This is a genomic window from Bacillus sp. VA15, from assembly GCF_055721145.1.
Map to the genome: position 1 here is coordinate 272,648 of NZ_JBVQPQ010000001.1, position 18,049 is coordinate 290,696.

The 18,049-nt window shown below is 44.8% G+C and carries 19 protein-coding genes; 15 read left to right on the forward strand and 4 right to left on the reverse strand.

Features of this window, described 5'->3' with window-relative positions:
- Positions 1 to 67: 67 nt before the first annotated feature.
- The 4 genes from spo0B to pheA are packed head-to-tail and all read left to right on the forward strand — an operon-like array spanning position 68 to position 3,338.
- On the forward strand, positions 68 to 646 hold the full coding sequence (gene spo0B / locus AC0DBE_RS01330; protein WP_072183417.1) for a sporulation initiation phosphotransferase Sop0B: 579 nt from the start codon (positions 68 to 70) through the stop codon (positions 644 to 646).
- Positions 647 to 679: 33 nt separating this feature from the next.
- Positions 680 to 1,966 carry a GTPase ObgE gene (gene obgE / locus AC0DBE_RS01335; RefSeq protein WP_014114646.1) on the forward strand — a complete coding sequence of 429 codons (1,287 nt, stop codon included), beginning with the start codon at positions 680 to 682 and terminating at the stop codon, positions 1,964 to 1,966.
- Positions 1,967 to 2,023: 57 nt separating this feature from the next.
- Positions 2,024 to 2,467 (forward strand): transcriptional regulator ThrR, encoded by a 444-nt coding sequence (thrR, locus tag AC0DBE_RS01340; protein WP_003222630.1) that lies wholly within the window; start codon positions 2,024 to 2,026, stop codon positions 2,465 to 2,467.
- A 16-nt stretch (positions 2,468 to 2,483) separates the two neighbouring features.
- Positions 2,484 to 3,338, forward strand: a complete 855-nt coding sequence (gene pheA / locus AC0DBE_RS01345) for a prephenate dehydratase (protein ID WP_061186687.1) — start codon at positions 2,484 to 2,486, stop codon at positions 3,336 to 3,338.
- Between the two features lie 24 nt (positions 3,339 to 3,362).
- Here pheA and AC0DBE_RS01350 read toward each other — a convergent pair whose 3' ends face one another.
- Together AC0DBE_RS01350 and AC0DBE_RS01355 are read right to left on the reverse strand one after the other, a co-directional pair.
- Positions 3,363 to 3,905: a transcription repressor NadR gene (locus tag AC0DBE_RS01350; RefSeq protein ID WP_014114644.1), complete on the reverse strand. Its 543-nt coding sequence runs from the start codon at positions 3,903 to 3,905 to the stop codon at positions 3,363 to 3,365.
- Positions 3,865 to 5,052 (reverse strand): IscS subfamily cysteine desulfurase, encoded by a 1,188-nt coding sequence (locus tag AC0DBE_RS01355; RefSeq protein ID WP_326198691.1) that lies wholly within the window; start codon positions 5,050 to 5,052, stop codon positions 3,865 to 3,867. Before AC0DBE_RS01355 ends, AC0DBE_RS01350 begins: the two co-directional genes overlap by 41 nt.
- A 102-nt stretch (positions 5,053 to 5,154) precedes the next feature.
- Between AC0DBE_RS01355 and nadB the strand changes: the two genes are divergently transcribed.
- From nadB to AC0DBE_RS01385, 6 genes are all read left to right on the forward strand, one after another.
- Positions 5,155 to 6,750 carry an L-aspartate oxidase gene (gene nadB / locus AC0DBE_RS01360; RefSeq protein WP_472960798.1) on the forward strand — a complete coding sequence of 532 codons (1,596 nt, stop codon included), beginning with the start codon at positions 5,155 to 5,157 and terminating at the stop codon, positions 6,748 to 6,750.
- Complete coding sequence (gene nadC / locus AC0DBE_RS01365; protein WP_472960800.1) at positions 6,704 to 7,573, forward strand: carboxylating nicotinate-nucleotide diphosphorylase; 870 nt, start codon at positions 6,704 to 6,706, stop codon at positions 7,571 to 7,573. Before nadB ends, nadC begins: the two co-directional genes overlap by 47 nt.
- Positions 7,560 to 8,666 carry a quinolinate synthase NadA gene (gene nadA, locus AC0DBE_RS01370; RefSeq protein WP_061186684.1) on the forward strand — a complete coding sequence of 369 codons (1,107 nt, stop codon included), beginning with the start codon at positions 7,560 to 7,562 and terminating at the stop codon, positions 8,664 to 8,666. The genes nadC and nadA overlap by 14 nt, the downstream gene beginning before the upstream one ends.
- A 115-nt stretch (positions 8,667 to 8,781) precedes the next feature.
- Positions 8,782 to 9,942: a spore coat assembly protein SafA gene (safA, locus tag AC0DBE_RS01375; RefSeq protein WP_087986778.1), complete on the forward strand. Its 1,161-nt coding sequence runs from the start codon at positions 8,782 to 8,784 to the stop codon at positions 9,940 to 9,942.
- A 147-nt stretch (positions 9,943 to 10,089) separates the two neighbouring features.
- A complete protein-coding gene (locus AC0DBE_RS01380; RefSeq protein ID WP_041521024.1) occupies positions 10,090 to 10,686 on the forward strand; it encodes a YhcN/YlaJ family sporulation lipoprotein in 597 nt (198 codons plus the stop codon).
- Between the two features lie 101 nt (positions 10,687 to 10,787).
- Complete coding sequence (locus tag AC0DBE_RS01385) at positions 10,788 to 11,510, forward strand: YebC/PmpR family DNA-binding transcriptional regulator (protein WP_472961325.1); 723 nt, start codon at positions 10,788 to 10,790, stop codon at positions 11,508 to 11,510.
- 40 nt (positions 11,511 to 11,550) lie between these two features.
- Here AC0DBE_RS01385 and AC0DBE_RS01390 read toward each other — a convergent pair whose 3' ends face one another.
- Positions 11,551 to 13,005: an alanine/glycine:cation symporter family protein gene (locus AC0DBE_RS01390; protein WP_061186681.1), complete on the reverse strand. Its 1,455-nt coding sequence runs from the start codon at positions 13,003 to 13,005 to the stop codon at positions 11,551 to 11,553.
- 272 nt (positions 13,006 to 13,277) lie between these two features.
- On the opposite strand from AC0DBE_RS01390, the gene AC0DBE_RS01395 reads away from it, so the two are divergent.
- A complete protein-coding gene (locus AC0DBE_RS01395; protein WP_014114635.1) occupies positions 13,278 to 13,400 on the forward strand; it encodes a hypothetical protein in 123 nt (40 codons plus the stop codon).
- A gap of 45 nt (positions 13,401 to 13,445) precedes the next feature.
- Here the strand turns inward: AC0DBE_RS01395 and AC0DBE_RS01400 are convergent, their stop codons facing one another.
- Positions 13,446 to 14,093, reverse strand: coding sequence for a phosphotransferase (locus tag AC0DBE_RS01400; protein ID WP_114151381.1), 648 nt, complete (start codon positions 14,091 to 14,093; stop codon positions 13,446 to 13,448).
- Between the two features lie 236 nt (positions 14,094 to 14,329).
- Here AC0DBE_RS01400 and iolG point away from each other — a divergent pair, with 236 nt between their 5' ends.
- The 4 genes from iolG (at position 14,330) to ruvA (ending at position 18,046) form a co-directional block, all read left to right on the forward strand.
- Positions 14,330 to 15,355 carry an inositol 2-dehydrogenase gene (gene iolG / locus AC0DBE_RS01405; RefSeq protein WP_014114633.1) on the forward strand — a complete coding sequence of 342 codons (1,026 nt, stop codon included), beginning with the start codon at positions 14,330 to 14,332 and terminating at the stop codon, positions 15,353 to 15,355.
- Between the two features lie 79 nt (positions 15,356 to 15,434).
- Positions 15,435 to 16,742 (forward strand): RbtT/DalT/CsbX family MFS transporter, encoded by a 1,308-nt coding sequence (locus AC0DBE_RS01410; RefSeq protein WP_472960804.1) that lies wholly within the window; start codon positions 15,435 to 15,437, stop codon positions 16,740 to 16,742.
- A 47-nt stretch (positions 16,743 to 16,789) separates the two neighbouring features.
- Positions 16,790 to 17,302, forward strand: coding sequence for a sporulation cell-cell signaling protein BofC (bofC, locus tag AC0DBE_RS01415; RefSeq protein ID WP_079288040.1), 513 nt, complete (start codon positions 16,790 to 16,792; stop codon positions 17,300 to 17,302).
- Positions 17,303 to 17,440: 138 nt separating this feature from the next.
- Entirely contained in the window at positions 17,441 to 18,046 is a 606-nt protein-coding gene (gene ruvA, locus AC0DBE_RS01420; protein ID WP_003222665.1) for a Holliday junction branch migration protein RuvA, read from the forward strand.
- Positions 18,047 to 18,049 lie beyond the last annotated feature (3 nt).

An 18,049-nucleotide genomic window follows, 5' to 3' on the forward strand; every position in this document is an offset into this window, starting at 1 on the left:
GTTATAATTCATAATACACACTTATACAGACTCCTAAATAAGAAATTAAATGATTGGGAGTGCGAAAATGAAGGATGTTTCAAAAAATCAAGAAGAAAATATAAGCGACACGGCATTAACAAACGAACTGATTCATCTGCTCGGCCATTCCCGGCATGATTGGATGAATAAGCTGCAGCTGATTAAAGGAAACTTAAGCTTGCAGAAGTATGACCGCGTCTTTGAAATGATTGAAGAAATGGTTATAGACGCAAAGCACGAATCAAAGCTCTCAAACCTGAAAACACCGCATTTGGCGTTTGATTTTCTTACGTTTAATTGGAAAACCCATTATATGACGCTTGAATATGAAGTTCTTGGAGAAATTAAGGATTTGTCGGCCTATGATCAAAAGCTGGCGAAACTGATGAGAAAGCTGTTTTATCTGTTTGATCAAGCAGTCAGCAGAGAGAGCGAAAATCATTTAACGGTTTCGCTTCAAACGGATCATCCTGACAGACAGCTGATTCTGTACCTTGATTTTCACGGCGCCTTAGCCGATCCATCTGCTTTTGATGATATTCGGCAGAATGGATATGAGGACGTTGATATCTTGCGTTTTGAAATCACAAGTCACGAATGCCTGATTGAAATTGGGTTGGACTAGCGGAGTTTTTAACGGTTTAGAACGGAGGACATTATGTTTGTAGATCAGGTCAAAGTATATGTAAAAGGCGGCGACGGCGGCAACGGAATGGTTGCGTTTCGCCGTGAAAAATATGTGCCGAAAGGCGGCCCTGCCGGCGGTGACGGAGGAAAGGGAGGAGACGTCGTTTTTGAAGTGGATGAAGGTCTCCGCACCCTGATGGATTTTAGATACAAAAAACATTTTAAAGCGATTCGCGGCGAGCATGGCATGTCCAAAAACCAGCACGGGCGAAATGCTGATGATATGGTCATTAAAGTTCCGCCAGGCACCGTTGTGACAGACGATGATACAAAGCAGGTCATCGCTGATTTAACAGAGCACGGACAGCAGGCTGTCATTGCAAGGGGCGGAAGAGGCGGAAGAGGAAATTCCCGCTTTGCTACGCCGGCTAATCCCGCGCCTCAGCTTTCAGAAAACGGCGAGCCGGGAAAAGAACGCTACGTTGTTCTTGAATTAAAAGTGCTTGCGGATGTCGGGCTTGTCGGATTCCCGAGTGTTGGAAAATCCACTTTGCTGTCTGTTGTCTCATCTGCAAAACCGAAAATTGCGGACTATCACTTTACAACGCTTGTCCCGAATCTCGGCATGGTTGAAACGGATGACGGACGCAGCTTTGTTATGGCCGATTTACCGGGACTGATTGAAGGCGCACACCAAGGCGTCGGACTTGGCCACCAGTTTTTGCGCCATATCGAACGGACACGGGTTATCGTTCACGTCATTGACATGTCCGGCTTAGAAGGCCGCGATCCGTATGAGGATTATGTGACGATTAACCAGGAGCTGAGCGAGTACAACTTGCGTCTCACGGAACGTCCGCAAATTATCGTTGCAAATAAAATGGACATGCCGCAGGCTGCGGAAAATCTTGAAGCCTTTAAAGAAAAGCTGACGGATGATTACCCGGTATTCCCGGTCAGTGCGGTGACAAGAGAAGGCCTACGTGAGCTTCTGTTTGAAGTCGCCAATCAGCTGGAGAACACACCGGAATTCCCGCTGTATGACGAGGAAGAGCTTACACAAAACCGTGTCATGTACACGATCGAGAATGAAGAAGTGCCATTTAACATTACTCGCGATCCAGACGGTGTATTTGTACTTTCAGGAGATAGCCTTGAGCGGTTATTCAAGATGACTGATTTCTCACGTGATGAATCGGTTAAACGGTTTGCAAGACAAATGCGCGGAATGGGTGTTGATGAAGCACTCAGAGAACGCGGTGCCAAGGATGGAGATATTATCAGGCTTCTGGAGTTTGAATTTGAATTTATTGATTAATGATGGCAGAAAGGAGAGCCTGGATGTCAGGCTCTCTATTTTAAAGGGGGGATGCAAATGAAAGAGGAGACATTTTATCTTGTCCGTGAAGATGTATTGCCCGATGCGATGAGAAAAACATTGGAAGTCAAAAAGCTGCTTGATCGAAAAAAAGCAGATTCAGTGGCAGATGCCGTTCAAAAGGTCGATTTAAGCAGAAGTGCGTTTTATAAATACAGAGATGCTGTTTTTCCATTCTACACTATGGTTAAAGAACAAATTATCACACTTTTCTTTCATTTGGAGGATAGGTCAGGTGCGTTATCTCAGCTCCTGCAGGCTGTAGCGGATTCTGGAAGCAACGTTCTTTCCATTCACCAGACCATTCCGCTTCAGGGCAGAGCAAATGTGACACTGTCTATCAGTACGTCTGCCATGGAAGAGGACATTCATACGTTAATGAATAAGCTCAGGAAGTTTGATTTTGTAGAAAAGGTTGAAATATTAGGTTCAGGTGCATAAGGGAGAGAATATCGTCATGAAAGTCGGTTACTTAGGTCCAGCAGCTACATTCACACATCTAGCAGTCAGTTCTTGTTTTCAAAACGGCGCCGAACATGTTGCTTACCGAACCATACCGGAGTGTATAGATGCGGCAGTTGCAGGCGAAGTTGATTTCGCTTTTGTTCCTTTAGAGAATGCATTAGAAGGATCAGTAAATTTAACGATAGACTATTTAATACATGAACAGCCCTTGCCAATTGTGGGTGAAATGACATTGCCGATTCATCAGCACTTGCTTGTCCATCCTTCCAGAGAGAATGCATGGAAAGAGCTCGACAAAATTTACTCGCACTCACACGCGATTGCGCAATGCCATAAATTTCTCCATCGACAATTTCCTTCCGTTCCATATGAATACGCCAATTCAACCGGGGCGGCAGCAAAATTTGTCAGTGACCATCCCGAGCTGAATATCGGGGTCATTGCCAATGACATGGCAGCTTCTACATACGAATTAAAAATTGTGAAACGAGATATACAGGACTATAGGGATAATCATACGAGATTTGTTATCCTGTCTCCTGATGAAAACATATCATTTGAAGTCAATTCAAAATTGAGTTCAAGGCCCAAAACGACCCTGATGGTAATGCTTCCGCAGGATGAATCAGGGGCTTTGCACAGAGTGCTGTCTGCTTTTTCTTGGAGAAACTTAAACTTGTCAAAAATTGAGTCACGTCCGACTAAAACCGGATTAGGCCATTATTTCTTTATTATTGATATTGAGAAAGCGTTTGATGAGGTATTGATTCCAGGTGCCATGCAGGAGCTCGAAGCACTCGGCTGCAAAGTGAAGCTTCTTGGTGCATATCAGTCCTACCAATTATAAAAAAAGCCCCTTTAAGGGCTTTTTTTAGTCTTTAATTAAAATACCTGCTTCCTCGAGTGCTAGGCAGGCTTGGTCGATGCGGTGTTCATCGGGTGCTGTCAGTGTATGGAGATGCACGCCGTCAGTCAGCTGTGATAAATAGGCTGCATTCGTAGAATTGATTTTTTTAATGAAATTGCTAACTTCCTTCCGGGTGCCTACTTGGATGGCAGCAGTTAAATCTCCGTATACGGGATGTTCGATTTTTACGTCTTTTACTGTAACACCTTCGTCCACGATGAGCTGCAGTTCCTCTTCTGTCCGTTCAGGACCGTGCAGACAAGCGATGATTCTTTCGGCCTGCTGGTGCTGCTGAGCGGCTGCATCCATGTATACATATCCTTGGCTTGTGGCGATAATCGGTTCATTTTTCGCTTTCAAGAGCGATATATCCTGTACAATAACCTGTCTTGAAACGTTCGCTTTTTTTGCGAGTTCTCCTCCTGTCAGCGGTGATGTGGATTCCTTCAGCCACAGAAGAAGCTGGTCACGCCTGTTGGCGCCCATAAGCTTTAATTCTTCGGTCAATATCGAATTCTCCTTTCTTTTGTTCCCAAAGCGCTGTAAACGTATGTAATAACTTATCCAGCTGTTCAGCCGTTGTATGCCTTCCAAAAGAGATGCGGATAAATTGGAGGGCTTCTTGTTCTGTTTTTCTTAATGCTTTCATCGTTGCAGACGGACCGTGATAACCGGCAGAACAAGCGCTGCCCGTGGAAATGCAAATATTACTCCGATTACATTCTAACATAACATATTGTCCTTCAAATGAGTGAAAAAAACACCCTATAATATGCGGAAGACATTCTGCTTGTGAAGTGTCTGCCGCAAGAGTTACAGGGAGAGACCGGATGCGGATTTGGTCTAGAAAGTATGTTCTTAACGCCTCATTGCGGGATATCTGTTTTTCCATTTCGCTTATTATTAGCTCCGCAGCAGCAGTGAAGGCTCCGATTCCGGGGACATTCACGGTGCCGGCTCTGAATCCATGTTCGTGAGTGATGAGAGGATAAACGGGTTTCCAAGGGACATTTGGCCGAATATAGACCGCACCCACCCCTTTAGGACCGTGGACTTTATGGCTGGACAAAGAGAGTGCATCCACCCCCAATTCTTCTGTATCGATTGGGATTTTTCCAAACGTTTGAACAGCGTCGCTATGAAGAAGAATACCCCTATTGTGGAGGTATGAAGACAGACGTTGAATGGGCTGAATGATCCCGGTTTCAGAATTGGCATGCTGAATAGATACCAGGCCTGTTTCCGGCCGGATATGAGCTGCCAATATTTCCTCGGTAATAAGCCCGTATTCATCCGGTTCAATGATTGTTACATCAAATCCATGCTGTTCTAGAAAAGCAGCACAGCTATGAATGGACTGATGCTCCATGGCAGTCGTAATGAAATGTCTTTTTGCTTTTGGCAGGCCGTTTAGCAATGATTGAATGGCCAGAAAATTGGATTCAGTGCCGCCGCTTGTAAAATAGATGCCGCTTGCTTCTCCGCTAATGATATTGGCGATTTTTTCACGGCAGTACTCCAGTATGTGCTTTGCTTTTCCTCCCGCATCATGCAGGCTGCTGGCATTTCCGTACATATCCATGCTGAGTTTCTGATATACGTTAAGGGCTTCCTCACAAATAGGCGTTGTCGCTGCAAAATCTAAATAAATCATCCGGTCTTCCTCCATCCGTTCTCCATAAAAAACTCTTGAGTTTATTTTATCCTTGTGTAAATATAGGTGTCAAGACAGGTGTAAACAACAGGAGGGTGGCATATGTCTAAAAAGACGATTGCAGTCATCGGTTCAGGGGCGGCGGCACTTTCTTTAGCGTCAGCTTTCCCGCCCTCATATGAAGTGACTGTCATCACTAAAAAAAGCGTCAAACATAGCAACTCTGTCTACGCGCAAGGCGGCATTGCTGCGGCTTATGCAAAAGGTGACTCGATTGAAGCCCATCTGGAGGATACGTTATATGCAGGATGCGGACATAATGATCTAGCTATTACAGCAGACGTTTTACATGATGGAAAAATCATGATTCAAAGCCTATTGGAGAGTGAATTTCCATTCGACCGCAATGAGCAAGGCGATGTTTGTCTTGGCAGAGAAGGAGCCCACTCATACAACCGTATTTTTCATGCAGGCGGAGACGCAACAGGCAGACTGCTTGTTGATTATTTGCTGAAACAGATCGACAGCAACATCGAGTTAATCGAGCATGAAACAGCAGCAGATTTGCTTGTTGAGAATGGACGCTGTATCGGCGTCATGACAAAAGACAGCCAGGGGCAGATCAAGGTAAGACATGCGGATGAAGTTGTGCTGGCGGCTGGCGGATGCGGGAGTCTGTTTCTTCACCATACGAACGATTCATCTGTCACAGGTGACGGCCTTTCTTTAGCTTACCGGGCCGGAGCGGAATTAACTGATTTAGAGTTTACCCAGTTTCACCCGACACTGCTTGTAAAAAATGGTGTTTCCTACGGGCTTGTTTCAGAGGCTGTCAGAGGGGAAGGCGGATGTTTAGTTGACGAAAATGGCCGCCGGGTTATGGCTGAACGACATCCTTTAGGTGACTTGGCTCCAAGGGACATCGTCTCACGGGTTATTCATGAAGAAATGGCAAAAGGAAACCGCGTTTACATTGACTGCAGTGCGATTTCTGATTTCGAAGCACGTTTCCCTACCATCACCGCTATTTGTGAAAAAGCAGGGGTTGATATCCAAAGCGGAAAAATCCCTGTGGCACCGGGAATGCATTTCTTAATGGGAGGTGTTTCAGTTAGTTGCTGGGGGGAAACGACAGTACCGGGGCTTTATGCGATTGGAGAGACTGCATGTACCGGTTTACATGGAGCCAATCGGCTTGCGAGCAATTCCTTGTTGGAGGCACTGGTGTTTGGAAAAAGAGCAGCAGAGCATATTATGCAAAAACCGGTTTATAACAGGCAATATCAATCATCATCAGAAACCAGCGTAATCTACAAGGTGCCGAATACAGAGGTGTATGAATTGCAAAGCAGAATGACAAACCACATGTCTATCTTGCGGGAACAAGGCAGTCTGATTGAGCTGAGTAACTGGCTTCATATGCTGCCTTTTCAGGAAATGAATGTGAAGGACATCACAATACCTCAGCTGGAGCTTTCTCATTTATGGCAGGCTGCAAAGCTGATGACATCTTCTGCGCTTTTGCGGGAGGAAAGCAGAGGGGCTCACTTCCGCACCGATTTTCCTCAAGCTGATGTGCGCTGGCAAGGAAGACAAATTGTCCATACAAAAAAGGGAACGAAGATTAGAAAAAACGAGGGGATTTGGAAAAATGAATCATTTACAGCTGAAAAAATTGCTGAATCACTTTTTTCTTGAGGATATAGGAATGGGGGATCTTACATCGCAGTCTATCTTTGGAGAACAGAGCTGTGAAGCTGAGATTGTTGCAAAGTCAGACGGTATCTTTGCAGGAGCTGCGGTGATAAAAGAAGGCTTTGCTTTATTAGATGAAAATGTTCAAACCATTTTACCCAAAACAGATGGAGACATTTTGCGAAAAGGTGAAGTGATTGCCGTGTTACGCGGTCCGGCGGCTGCGCTTCTGTCAGGAGAGCGGGTCGTATTAAATCTTATTCAGAGGCTGTCAGGAATTGCGACGATGACAAGGGAGGCAGTCCGTAGGCTGGATGATGAACAGATTAAAATTTGTGACACGAGAAAAACAACACCGGGGCTGAGAATGCTGGAAAAATACGCTGTCAGAGCGGGCGGCGGGTATAATCATCGATTCGGCTTGTATGACGGCGTCATGATTAAAGACAATCATATTGCAGCATGTGGCTCTATTTTAGAGGCATGCCAAAAAGCGCGTCAGACCGTGGGACATATGGTAAATATCGAGGTGGAAATTGAAACGGAGGAACAACTGCGAGAAGCAATTGAAGCAGGCGCAGATGTTATTATGTTTGACAACTGCCCGCCTGAGACGGTCCGTCATTTTGCAACTCTCACACCGGACCATATAAAAACTGAAGCTTCGGGCGGGATTACGTTAGAATCTTTGGCTGCTTTTAAAGGGACGGGCGTGAATTATATTTCATTAGGGTTTCTGACTCATTCCGTCAAAAGTTTAGATATCAGCATGGATGTTACATTATCAAATGAATCTGCGGAGGAATGCCGTTATGTCAATTCTTGATGTGATAAAACGATCGAATGATATGATGCCTGAAGGTTACAAAGGAATGTCGAGAAAGGATATGGAAACGCGTGTTGCCGCCATTAAGAAAAAGTACGGCAGCAGGCTCTTTATACCAGGACATCATTATCAAAAAGATGAAGTGATACAATTTGCTGACCAAACAGGCGATTCCCTGCAGCTGGCCCAAATTGCGGAAAAAAACAAAGAAGCGGATTATATTGTTTTTTGTGGCGTACACTTTATGGCAGAAACCGCTGATATGCTGACAGGCGAGGAACAAACGGTCATCCTGCCTGATATGAGAGCAGGGTGTTCTATGGCCGACATGGCTGATATGCAGCAGACCAATAGGGCATGGGAGAAACTTCAGCATATATTTGGAGATACGATCATACCTTTAACTTATGTGAACTCCACTGCGGAGATCAAGGCTTTCGTCGGTAAGCATGGCGGAGCGACTGTGACTTCTTCGAATGCGAAAAAAGTGCTTAAATGGGCGTTTACACAGAAAAAACGAATTTTATTTTTGCCTGATCAGCATTTAGGGAGAAATACGGCTTATGATTTGGGCATCGCGCTTGAGGATATGGCTGTGTGGGATCCGATAAAAGATGAATTAGTAGCTGAACCTGAGCATAAGAATGTGAAAGTGATTTTGTGGAAAGGGCACTGCTCTGTTCACGAAAAATTCACCGCGAAAAATATCCAAGATGTGAGGGACCGTGATCCTGACATTCGGATCATTGTGCATCCGGAGTGTTCACATGAAGTCGTGACACTAAGTGACGACAGCGGATCAACAAAATATATTATCGATACAATCAACCAGGCTCCGGCGGGAAGCAAGTGGGCAATCGGAACAGAAATGAATCTTGTTCAGCGGATTATTCACGATCACCCTGATAAACAAATCGAATCACTTAATCCTGACATGTGCCCATGTCTGACAATGAACCGAATCGATTTGCCGCATTTGCTGTGGTCTTTGGAACAAATAGAAAAAGGAGAACCTTCGGGCGTGATCAAGGTGCCAAAAGCCATTCAGCAAGATGCCCTCCTTGCCCTGAATCGAATGCTTTCGATCACGTAAATCAGAAATATTTCCCCTCCTGTACTCATAACTTCTTTTGTTCAGGCATATGTTGTGAAGAAACATATTGTAATCACAGCTGAACTGTTCACGTTTTGCATAGGAGGGGAAAACGTTGAAAATCCATATCGTTCAAAAAGGCGATTCGCTCTTGAAAATAGCTGAAAAGTACGGAGTCGATATTGAGGAAGTGAAGAAGCTTAATACACAGCTCAGCAATCCAGACTTAGTCATGCCTGGAATGAAAATAAAAGTGCCGTCTGAAGGTGTCCCGGTCAGAAAAGAGCCAAAAGCGGGCAAAAGTCCGGCACCCGGGAGTGTGAAGCAAGATCATCCATATGCGAAAGAGAAGCCTAAATCCGTTGTCGACGTAGAAGACACAAAGCCGAAAGAAAAGAAGTCTGTGCCGTATGTCCCGCCGATGCCTAATTTGCAGGAAAATGTGTATCCTGAAGCTGATGTGAACGATTATTATGATATGAAACAGCTTTTCCAGCCTTGGTCGCCTCCTAAACCGGAGGAGCCGAAAAAACATCATGACGGAAATATGGATCAGATGTATCACATGCAAGACCAAGATCAATTTCCACAACAGGAGGCTATGAGTAATATGGAAAATGCAAATTATCCGAATATGCCTAATATGCCAAAGGCGCCAGAGGTAGGCGGTATGGAAGAAGAAAACGTTCATCACACAGTTCCGAATATGCCGGCTGTTCAGCCTTATCATCATTATCCGGCTCATTTCGTGCCATGTCCGGTTCCTGTTTCACCAATTCTTCCAGGGTCAGGATTATGCTACCCGTACTATCCGGCACAAGCTTATCCAATGTATCAGCCACATGGATACCAGCCAAGTTTTGTATCGCCTCAGTATGATCCGGGTCAATATGAAAACCAGTATCATGAAAACAGCCATCACGGACATTTCGGTTCATACGGAGCGCCTCAATACGCATCTCCGGCTTATGGATCTCCGTATGGACATATGCCGTATGGCCCTCATTATGGCACTCCTCAAGTGATGGGTGCATACCAGCCGCCAGCGGCCCCAGGATACATGCCGTACAAAGATCATGACGACTGCGGATGTGATGATGATCATCAGCCATATTACTCCGCACCTGGCTATTCTGGAGGCGGAGCTTATGGTACCCCTAATATGCCTTACGGCGGAGCGAATCCAAATCCATATGCGGCCGGGGTTTCTATGCCAATGGCGAATCAGCCTTCTGTAAACCAAATGTTTGGCCGGCCGGAAGAAGAAAATGAGTGATTGTGCGGAACGATGTAAATCGTTCCTTTTTTTGTTTCGGCGCAGGTCACTGTCAAATGGACAGAACTTACACGCTTAACATCCCCCTCGGACGCACATGATAAAAACGAGCAAACATGCTCAATTCGTCCACGGGGGGTTTTTCCATTGGGTAAAAAAATGACGATCGCAAGCTTGATTCTAATGACAGCGGGCTTAACAGCATGCGGAGCAAACGATAATGCTATGAATGATACACGCAATAACGGCAACACCCGTCCAATCGGATATTATACAAATGAAAATGACGCTGACAGACAGGGAGAAGGAATCGACAATGATGGTCCTGTTACTGAATTAATGGAGGACCAGAACGGCGGTAACCGAAACACAACGAATGTGAATAACCGTGACCGTGTTACTGCTGACGATCGCGTTCCTTTGGCAACTGACGGAACATATAACAACACGAATAACAGAAACATGAATCGGAACGTGACGAACAACGGATATAACAACCAAGAAAACAGAAGACTGGCTGCAAAAATTGCCAACCGTGTGAAACAAGTGAAAAACGTCAATGACACACAAGTGATGGTAACAGATGACCGAGTAGTCGTCGCGGTCAGAAGCCATACAGATTTCACAAAGTCCGACAGGGAAAACGTTGCAAAAGCGGCACGCAACTATGCGAATGACCGTGACGTCCAAGTGTCCACAGATAAAGGACTGTTCAGAAGACTTCATAAAATGAACGCCCGCTAAGGATGAAGGCTGCCGGAAGTAATGTTCGGCAGCCTTTTTCATTGCATCAGCGAACAATACCCATTAAAGTGTACATAGAAAATGTAAAAGAAGGTGAAAACATGGCAGGCCATTCCAAGTGGAAAAACATACAAAAAAGAAAAAATGCGCAGGATGCAAAGCGCGGGAAAATATTTATGAAGCTTGCGAAAGAAATCTATGTGGCAGCGAAAGAAGGCGGAGCTGATCCTGAAGCAAATTCAGCATTGCGTCTTGTCATCGACAAAGCAAAAGGCGCCAATATGCCGAATGAAAATATAGACCGTGCCATTAAAAAAGCTGAGGGGAGCTTAGATGGAAGCAGCTATGAGGAAATTACCTATGAAGGCTATGGCCCATCAGGGATTGCCGTGATGGTTGAATGTGTAACAGATAACAAAAACCGAACGGCCTCAAATGTGCGGACAGCATTTAATAAAAATGGCGGAAGTCTGGGAGAAAGCGGATGTGTAGCCTTTTTATTTGAACGGAAGGGATTCATTGCAATCGACCGTACAGATCGGCAAATAGAAGAAGAGGAGCTCATGCTTGATGTGCTGGAAGCAGGGGGAGAAGAACTGCAGACTGAAGAAGACCAATATGAGGTATTAACAGAGCCTGAGCGTTTTGAAAAGGTAAAAACAGCTCTCGAATCGAAATATCCAATTTCTTCGGCAGAGGTGACCATGCTTCCGAAAACCTATGCTGATGCCGATGATCAGGCTGTTGAGAAGCTGGAAAAATTGATCGACATCCTTGAGGATGACGATGATGTTCAAGAAGTATATACCAATTATCGCTCATAAAAAACCGGCACGATGTCATATCGGGCCGGTTTTTGTATATTCAAGAGACACGCTCATTTTCCTGTGTGTATTCTTTCTCCCAGAAATCAGCGTTTTTGATCCCCAGCGCTTTCGGATCAAAGACGGGGTCTAAGCCCTGCTTCTTTTGGCGCTCGTAATCCTTTAAAGCGAGAAGCGCCGGTTTGGCTAACAGCACAATTGCAATGACGTTCAGCCATACCATAATGCCAAGCCCTGCATCGCCTAATGCCCAAGCAAGAGAAGCGGTTTTCACTGTTCCATAGAACGTCGCGGCTAAAATAATCAGTTTTAAGCCAAGCATTGCCCATTTGCTTTCTCTGCCTCGGGCTAAATAGACGATATTTGTTTCTGCGATGTAGTAATACGCCATAATTGTTGTAAATGCGAAGAAGAATAAAGCGATGGCAACAAAGCCTGCACCGAATCCGGGAAGAACATTGTCAATGGCCGCTTGTGTGAAACCGGGCCCCGCCTCTACGCCTTTAAGTTGATGAACGATAAAGGAACCATCTGCAGCCTGAGTATTGTACATGCCGGTAAACAAGATCATGAAAGCTGTAGCGGAACATACAAATAACGTGTCGATATAAACAGAAAATGCCTGAACCAGCCCCTGCTTGACCGGGTGGGAAACTTCTGCAGCGGCCGCCGGATGCGGGCCGGTTCCCTGGCCAGCTTCGTTTGAGTAAATGCCTCGTTTGACACCCCAGGAAATCGCCATGCCGATCAGGCCGCCAAAAGCGGAATCTAAAGCAAAAGCGCTTTTGAAAATCAATGAGATCACAGCAGGCAATTCAGAAACATTCATGACAATAATGATCAAAGACAGCAGGATATAGCCAATGGCCATAAACGGAACAATCATTTGCGCGGCACTGGCAATTCGTTTGACACCGCCAAAAATGATAAACCCTAATAATAAAACGAGAACACAGCCTGTAATGGCAGGGGAGATGCCGAATGCATTTTTGACGCCAGCCGCAATGGAGTTGGACTGTACGCCCGGCATCAGAAGGGCCATTGCAATAAGGGCAGCAGCGGCAAAAAAGACGGCAAACCACTTAATGCCTAAGCCTTTTTCAATATAATAAGCCGGACCCCCTCGATATTGGCCGCCTTGTTTCACTTTGTAAATTTGAGCAAGAGTTGACTCAACAAAGGCGCTCGCCGCACCGATAAAGGCAATCGCCCACATCCAGAACACCGCACCGGGTCCGCCGAATGCAATTGCTGTCGCCACACCCGCGATGTTTCCTGTCCCCACTCGTCCGGACAGCGCAATCGATAATGCTTGAAAAGAAGAAACGCCGGCTTTAGAGCTCTTTCCTTTGAACATCAGAACAATCATTTCTTTCAAATGTCTGACTTGTAAAAAACGGGTCATAATAGAAAAGATTAATCCAATCCCCAATAAAATATAAATGACAGGGGTACTCCATAAGACCTCGTTTAAACTAGTTACAAAATCTGCCATCAAGCTTCCTCCTCACTTCATTTCGAATACATGTATAAAAAGGATTTTGGGCTAATTGAACTATTTCTACAATCGATTTGTCACATTATATGACCGGTAATTATCAATAAGAAGAGGAAGGAAAAAAGAAAAACGCAGCGTATTGATTAAGCTGCGTTTTTCTAAATTTCACCACATATCAGGTTCATACTATCTTTACATTTCCTTAAAATTCCCTCAATAAAGCGGTGGTATGATGAAATAAAACAAATAAAGGGTGAGGGGAGACAGAAATGGAGAAAACGACTTGTCATTCCAGCGAGAAAGGCTCAGAAGCGGTCTACTTAACTGTGAGAGGCTATCGAATTAAGCTGTCGCCTGAACAAATGAAACTGATTTCTGCCTTTAGAAAGTAAAAATATATGGACGAAGGCAGCCGCTTGTGCGGCTGCCTTTTTGATTTAAGAATATTTTCTTTTCCGTTGTGCGAAATGCTTTTGCAACCAATTTTTCTTATATAAAAATGCGATGATCTCCAGCCAAAAACCCGGAATCTTTTTGGGGAATATCGGTTTTTTATAGAGTGCATGATAAGCTGATTTTAAATCGTCCCACTGGGTGCACTTTTTTGTCTGTTCGAATCTTGCAACATCAATCACCCGCACTGTCCCGGTTTCTGTCAGAATCAGATTCCGCAAATGAATGTCTGACGGGTTCAGGCCAGCTGCCCGGGCGTCAGAAAGTGCTTCTTCAACCTGCTGAATCATGTCATCACTGATTGCAATGCCTTTCTTCAGACAGTTATAAAAGGTTTCGCCTTTAATATATTCCATGAGAATGAATGAATCACCAGTTTCGTAAATGTCAGGGTAGAATGCGGACCCGGCTAATTTTTCATAGATCGCGGCTTCTTTGACGGCTGTCGCTTGATACTCCGGAAAAAATACTTTCAGCGCCATTTTTCGATCGCCTTCTGTTAAGGCAAACACATAGGCGCTTCTTCCCTTGCCGATTAGTGTTAATTCCTCGGGTTTTTCTTTGACTTTATCAAATCTGCTGTTCTTGCGGTATATGACTGAATGGGCCAGTGCCTCTGCTTTTGTCAGCATTTCATTCACCTTCTTTGCTCTATTTTATGCAGTTGTTTATAGGAAAATCATAAACTGTTCAGGAAAAAGAGCCTAATTCTAGTGTATCTGGTCTTGAAGAAGAAGGCTACCTATAAGCATTAATTGTGATAAAAGAGACATAGAGCGCTCATTTCTATTCTTGAAAAGCGCTTACAAATGGGATAGTATTAATTTTAAATAAAGCGCTTTCGTAAATGTTCAAGGGGGAACAAGCCATGACAAAACAGATTGTGACAGGGATTATCGGTGCAGGGCGCATCGGCAAACTTCATGTTCAAAATATACGCCGGATTCCTCATATGAAAATAAAAGCAGTCTCTGATATTCAGGTAAGCCGTATAAAAAGCTGGGCCGACAGTCATCAGATTGAATACATAACCTCTGATTATCGTGAGTTATTACATGACCCGGATATTGACGCTGTTTTTATTTGCTCGCCGACAGCCGTACATGCACAGATGATAAGAGAAGCAGCCGAGGCGAAAAAGCATATTTTTTGTGAGAAGCCCGTCAGTTTCTCTCTGGACGAAACAAAAGAAGCGCTTGCGGCCGTCCGGAAACACGGGGTTGCACTCCAAGTCGGATTCAACCGCCGTTTTGATCCTCATTTTAAGAAAATCAAAACAATTGTTGAAAATGGTGAAATCGGTACGCCCCATTTATTAAAAATCACGTCGCGGGACCCAGAGCCCCCGAATATAGATTATGTCCGTACTTCAGGCGGCTTGTTTATGGATATGTCGATCCATGATTTTGATATGGCCAGGTATATTGTGGGAAGCGAAGTGACGGAAGTGTATGCAAAAGGGGCGGCTCTGGTGAATCCCTCTTTTGCAGAGCTGGGCGATATTGATACAGCTGTCATTACACTGACTTTTGAAAACGGTGCCATGGCTGTGATTGACAACAGCCGCCAAGCTGTGTACGGATATGACCAGCGGGTCGAGGTTTTCGGGACGAAAGGCTCTGCAGCGGCGGACAACAGCAGGCCGACGACGGTTGAAGTGTCAACTGCTGATTTTGTGATGAAGGATAAACCGCATTTCTTTTTCCTTGAACGTTATAAAGATGCGTATGAGGAGGAGATTCTTCGGTTTGCAGAAGCGATCAAAACAAACCGGGAAACTGCCTGCACCGGCAATGACGGTTTTCAGGCGGAACGGATCGCCAGAGCGGCACAGCAATCGCTTGCTTTTGGCATGCCTGTCAGTATTGAGCATACTGAAAAAGTCGCTTTTTGACCAAACGGGATTACATTTCAGCAAGCTTGGGTATAGAACCTCCATTGATACTTTAGAAAAAAAGTAGGCGGTGGAGAAAATGAATACAGCACATGCTAAAGGAAATGTTTTGGATAAAATCGGAATTCCTTCTCACATGGTTTGGGGTTATATTGGCGTTGTCATCTTTATGGTTGGAGACGGGCTCGAACAAGGCTGGCTGTCTCCTTTTCTCGTTGATCATGGTCTCAGCATGCAGCAATCCGCAACGTTATTTACCATGTACGGCATTGCTGTCACCATCTCGGCTTGGCTATCAGGCACGTTTGTCCAAACTTGGGGGCCAAGAAAAACGATGACTGTCGGCTTGCTTGCATTTATCCTCGGTTCGGCCGCTTTTATCGGCTGGGCGATTCCTCATATGCATTATCCGGCTCTCTTAGGCAGCTATGCACTTAGAGGCTTAGGATATCCGCTGTTTGCATACTCTTTTCTCGTGTGGGTGTCATACAGCACCTCTCATCATATTCTCGGAAAAGCCGTCGGCTGGTTTTGGTTTATGTTTACGTGCGGGCTTAACGTACTCGGTCCGTTCTATTCCAGCTATGCGGTTCCGGTCTTTGGAGAAATCAATACGCTTTGGAGCGCTTTACTGTTTGTGGCGGCAGGCGGATTCCTCGCCCTATTTTTTAACAGAGATAAATTTACACCGGTACAAAAACAAGATCAGCCGAAATGGAAAGAACTGTCGAAGGCATTTACAATTATGTTTGAAAACCCTAAAGTCGGCATCAGCGGAGTGGTCAAGACGATTAATGCCATAGGACAATTCGGATTTGCCATCTTTCTCCCTACTTATTTAGCGCGTTACGGGTATTCCGTTTCTGAATGGCTGCAAATATGGGGGACGTTGTTTTTTGTGAATATAGTGTTTAATATCATTTTCGGTGCAGTCGGAGATAAACTTGGCTGGCGCAATACCGTGATGTGGTTTGGCGGTGTCGGGTGCGGTATTTTTACGCTGGCGCTTTATTACACGCCACAGTTGATCGGGCATCAGTATTGGGTGCTGATGATTATCGCTTGCTGTTACGGTGCGGCATTGGCTGGCTACGTTCCATTAAGCGCGCTTTTGCCGACGCTTGCACCTGATAATAAAGGCGCTGCCATGTCAGTGTTGAATCTGGGATCTGGTTTATGTGCGTTTATCGCGCCGGGCATCGTAAGTCTTTTCATTGGACCGCTCGGCGCAGGCGGGGTTATTTGGATCTTTGCGGTATTGTATTTTTTCAGCGCTTTTCTGACACAATTCTTGACGATTTCTGAGAAAAGCGCCGGTGTGTATACGGAGGAACGGCTTGTCAGAGAAAACGTGCAAACAAATTTCGAGAAAACGGTTAAGCAGTAGCCTCTTTGGTCAAACTAGTCATAAACGTGTGCAAAGAGGTGTAGAGGGTGAAACGATTCAGCACGGCGTATCTTTTGCTGGGCATTCTTTGCTCAGCCGCAGCATTTCTAATAGGTGCTCCTCCCCGCGCGCTTGGGGCGGAAGTGGAGCACTATGAACCGCTGCAAGTGCATGTGCAGCTTGAGAAAGTGTATTTGGACGGAGATGTCAGCATTGAGCATAAACGTGAAAAAGTGCTTTCTATGGATGATTTTTGGGCAGCCTATGCCGGCTGGACGCTTGTCGAACAAAAAAAGGGATATGTGCTCTTCCGGAAGCAAATGGACGATATTTCACCGCTCAGTAAGGTAAATGGGTATATCGGTGTATCGGATAATGGAGTGATCTCCACTTTTCATGGTCGGCCTGAGTCAGCTTCCGAACCGATTCAGTCTTTTTTTCAAATTGATTTAGAAAGGCTGGAAAGCCATATGCAAAAAAATCTGCTGAAGGGCATTCCATTTCGGACAAAAGCGGAGTTTGAGGATGTCATAGAACACATAAAGACATACAGCGGGTAACGTCCGCTGATTGAAGACATGTAATCATGTCTTTTTTTTCGTGGAAGAATGAGAGAGAAGCGAACGTATGTTAACTTTTCTATAAGACTTTGGCTGTTTTTATGGTACAATGAAGAACAGTCAAAGAGGTGAATTTGCGTGATCGAATTTGTTAAAGGGACGATTGATTATGTATCTCCCCAATATATTGTGATAGAGAACGGCGGCATTGGCTATCAGATTTTCACGCCGAATCCGTTTATATATAAGGAGAGAAACCAAGAAACGATTTTTACGTACCATCATATCAGAGAGGATGCTTTTTCGCTTTACGGTTTTTCAACAAGAGAGGAGAAGGCGCTCTTTACAAAACTGTTAAACGTGACCGGAATCGGTCCAAAAGGCGCACTCGCCATCTTGGGCTCAGGTGATCCGGGAGCGGTAATACAAGCGATTGAAAATGAGGATGAAGCCTTTTTGGTCAAGTTTCCTGGTGTAGGAAAGAAAACTGCTCGCCAGATTATTCTTGACTTAAAAGGAAAACTCGCTGATGTTGTGCCTGAAATGATTGAAAATCTGTTTAATCATGAAGAAAGGCTTGAAAAACAAACAGCAGAAACAGCTCTGGAAGAAGCGCTAGAGGCCCTCAGGGTTCTCGGATATGCTGAAAAAGAAATCAAAAAGGTGCTTCCTCACTTAAAAGAAGATACTGGACTCACAACAGACCAATATGTGAAAAAAGCATTACAAAAACTATTGAAGTAAGGT

Bases quoted from the DNA above. Each gene is read 5' to 3' on its own strand.
- spo0B (WP_072183417.1), top strand. From the start codon at position 68: ATGAAGGATGTTTCAAAAAATCAAGAAGAAAATATAAGCGACACGGCA.
- obgE (WP_014114646.1), top strand. From the start codon at position 680: ATGTTTGTAGATCAGGTCAAAGTATATGTAAAAGGCGGCGACGGCGGC.
- thrR (WP_003222630.1), top strand. From the start codon at position 2,024: ATGAAAGAGGAGACATTTTATCTTGTCCGTGAAGATGTATTGCCCGAT.
- pheA (WP_061186687.1), top strand. From the start codon at position 2,484: ATGAAAGTCGGTTACTTAGGTCCAGCAGCTACATTCACACATCTAGCA.
- AC0DBE_RS01355 (WP_326198691.1), bottom strand. From the start codon at position 5,052: ATGATTTATTTAGATTTTGCAGCGACAACGCCTATTTGTGAGGAAGCC.
- nadB (WP_472960798.1), top strand. From the start codon at position 5,155: ATGTCTAAAAAGACGATTGCAGTCATCGGTTCAGGGGCGGCGGCACTT.
- nadC (WP_472960800.1), top strand. From the start codon at position 6,704: ATGAATCATTTACAGCTGAAAAAATTGCTGAATCACTTTTTTCTTGAG.
- nadA (WP_061186684.1), top strand. From the start codon at position 7,560: ATGTCAATTCTTGATGTGATAAAACGATCGAATGATATGATGCCTGAA.
- AC0DBE_RS01385 (WP_472961325.1), top strand. From the start codon at position 10,788: ATGGCAGGCCATTCCAAGTGGAAAAACATACAAAAAAGAAAAAATGCG.
- AC0DBE_RS01390 (WP_061186681.1), bottom strand. From the start codon at position 13,005: ATGGCAGATTTTGTAACTAGTTTAAACGAGGTCTTATGGAGTACCCCT.
- AC0DBE_RS01395 (WP_014114635.1), top strand. From the start codon at position 13,278: ATGGAGAAAACGACTTGTCATTCCAGCGAGAAAGGCTCAGAAGCGGTC.
- AC0DBE_RS01400 (WP_114151381.1), bottom strand. From the start codon at position 14,093: ATGCTGACAAAAGCAGAGGCACTGGCCCATTCAGTCATATACCGCAAG.
- iolG (WP_014114633.1), top strand. From the start codon at position 14,330: ATGACAAAACAGATTGTGACAGGGATTATCGGTGCAGGGCGCATCGGC.
- AC0DBE_RS01410 (WP_472960804.1), top strand. From the start codon at position 15,435: ATGAATACAGCACATGCTAAAGGAAATGTTTTGGATAAAATCGGAATT.